This is a genomic window from Segatella copri (genome assembly GCF_019127135.1).
Classification (GTDB): domain Bacteria; phylum Bacteroidota; class Bacteroidia; order Bacteroidales; family Bacteroidaceae; genus Prevotella.
In genome coordinates this window covers 1-1,862 of record NZ_JAHOEA010000133.1, presented here as the reverse complement: position 1 = coordinate 1,862, position 1,862 = coordinate 1, and the positions used below count along the sequence as shown (strand labels likewise).

The window sequence follows — 1,862 nt, the reverse complement described above, 5'->3', positions numbered from 1 at the left end:
CCTCGGTAAGCTCATTCATGGACATATCGCTGCGCTTGTACTGATACTTGATGAACTCGGCAACGTACTTTCTCACCACAAGATACTTGTTGTAAGTGTTCTTGGCTCTGTCCTTGCCTACACGTTTGGCAAAGGCTGCATTCTCCTTGTCGAAAGCTCTGAGCAAGGTCTCGTATTCGGTGCCTATGCCTTGATAGGCGTTTCTCACCATTTCAGCAGTAACGAACGCCTCACGGTCGGAAAGTCGCTGGTAATGCTTGGCGATTTGAGCCTTGATGTTGTCAAGCGCAAAGTTCACCTCCTTGGCTTCCTTGCTCTTGCCAATGGCTCTGTTGCCCTTGGCATCCCAGATAGCCTTGGTCACGCTCTGCTTGCAACTGAACTGTGCGATTGTTCCGTTGATTGTCACTCGCCCCATGATTGGGACAATTCCATTTCTCTCCTTGCTTCCATTTACATAGAAGACTGTCTTGAAAGTGCATCTCATAATTCTTACTTTTTTGTTCGGTGCAAAATTAAACTATGAGAGTTGCATGGCAAAACCAAAACTTACGCAGAATGGAGAAGATTGAACCGCTACCGTTAAAAATGCTTATTAGGGCGTTTCCATTGGGTAATGATTTGAAAGCGTTTCTATTTCTCTAATCTGCTTTTTCCTCATTTCCTTGTCACTGCCAACTAAAGCCAACTACTGCCACAACCACTTGAAACTCAAACCAAATGCTCTATTTTGCTATTTTTTGCCTTTTTAGGCGTTCTTTTTTTCGAAAATCACCCCGTCCCTCATTTTTGATAAAGCGAGCTGTACTCGGCAATTTGAAAGCAAGCTTTCATTGCACTCATTTGCATCGCTTTTTCCCCTTAAAGAGGGCTCCACCTCTTGCTGCAGGGCTTGCGGAGGGGATTAGGGGGTGACGACTTCTAGCAAATCTCGACTTATTGTAAGCGTAGCGCCACTGATGTACTTGATTTCGCTACCGATGATGGCTTTCTTGCCATTATAGCTCTGTACGTAGGCTTCCACACCTTTCATGCTGCCTGCCACTACCCGTACTTTGATACCTTTCTTCAAAGGTACAGGGGCGGCAGTGACAGGCTCATCGTCATTCTCTACAAAATTCCGATAGTTAGCAATAACCTGGTCGGGAATTTGGTAGATTTTCCTTTGACCTGGCATCGTCAGCATCCTATACACATCCGAACGGAAGCGAATCTTATCAAGTTGTGACGGAGAAACGTTACAAAAAATGAAAGTGGAAAGAAACAGCTTTTCTTTCACTTTACGCTTGAGGCTACGCTTATCAATATAAACCTCTTTTACCTTGGGAATCCAGTAATCAAACCAAACATGATCGTAATTAAGATGAATCCGTATAGAATCAGCTATTCTCGTTTCACAATTCACTCTCACTACAGCCACATACCATCCTGCATCAGCAGGTTTTTCAAGCCCTTCATTAGGCTTTTCCGGAACCTTTTTCTTAGCGTTTTCTTCACTTTTTGCCACGGCTTCGCCGTCGTCCCCTGCAATAGTGGACGTAACCTGTGGTTGTATATTTGTCTCTTTCATCATGCGAATCAAATTCGTTTATTGATGTCGTTCATCTGAATCTCTACATAAGAGACACAGAAACTCTTGGCAAAATTACGAAAAAGGTTGGAAACTAGCAAATTATGCGTGTTAAAAAATTAATATCATTCTACGAAATTCAACATTTTTTCAGAGTTCATTTCGTACTCTATGTAAGCGTCTCCGCGTTTATACCTTGCATAATTCAAAAAAAAAGCAGTAACAGCTGATTAAACTAATGCTGCTACTGCTTTTTCCATCGGTCAGGAAGTAAGTCTCTATATTTCTCCAG

At 42.7% G+C, this 1,862-nt stretch carries 2 protein-coding genes; both read right to left on the bottom strand.

Annotated elements, in window-relative coordinates:
• A partial coding sequence (locus KSW37_RS15470) for an Arm DNA-binding domain-containing protein (RefSeq protein WP_254368703.1) occupies nt 1-487 on the bottom strand: 487 nt, incomplete at its 3' end.
• A 417-nt stretch (nt 488-904) separates the two neighbouring features.
• Entirely contained in the window at nt 905-1,573 is a 669-nt protein-coding gene (locus KSW37_RS15465; protein WP_217315335.1) for a transcription termination/antitermination NusG family protein, read from the bottom strand.
• Between the last annotated feature and the right edge of the window lie 289 nt (nt 1,574-1,862).